Source organism: Methylibium sp. T29 (genome assembly GCF_000576205.1).
GTDB lineage: Bacteria > Pseudomonadota > Gammaproteobacteria > Burkholderiales > Burkholderiaceae_C > Methylibium > Methylibium petroleiphilum.
In genome coordinates, this window is sequence record NZ_AZND01000596.1 from 1 (window position 1) to 619 (window position 619).

The window sequence follows — 619 nt, forward strand, 5'->3', positions numbered from 1 at the left end:
TGGCCGGCGAAGGCGCTGTCGCTCAGGTCGGCGCGCAGCGTGCCGCGCAGCGCCGCCAGCAGCGCACCCGTGTCGGCCGCCGCCGCCGGCACCTGTGCGCGCAGATTGATCTGGCCGTTGAGCGCATTGCGGCTGCGCCGCCAGGCGGCCTCGGGTTCTCCGGGCAGCCAGGCCGCGGGGTCGAAGTCGGCGAGCTTCAGGTCGGCCTCGGTATCCCAGCGCTCGCCGCTGCGCTGCGCGCGCCCCTTGCCGTCGAGCCGCGCGGCGCCGGCGCGTGCGCTCAGCGTGTCGATGACGGCGAGCGTGGGCGTGGCGCTGCCACGCAACGCGAGCTGCGCGGTGCCGCGCAACGGCACGGGGGCGTTGTGGCGGGCGGGACCGAGCAGCGCGCCTTCGAGCCGGGCATCGAACGCGAGACGACCGAAGGCCGCTTCCGCGTTGGCGGGTGCGGCGTGTTTCAGATCGACCGGTCCGCTCAGCCGCAGCGGCGGGGCGCGCTGATCCAGTCCCCGCAGCAGCACGCCGTCGAGCCGGAGCCGGGCCTGCGCGTCGGGTCCCTCGACGCGGCCGGTGGCCTCGAGCAGCCCGGCCGCCGGTGGCGCGCATCGGAGGCCAGCTG

1 pseudogene is annotated in these 619 nt (G+C 76.9%); it reads right to left on the bottom strand.

Annotation, left to right across the window (positions count from 1 at the left end):
- Positions 1 to 619: pseudogene (locus tag x551_RS23030) on the bottom strand (hypothetical protein); the annotation flags it as partial.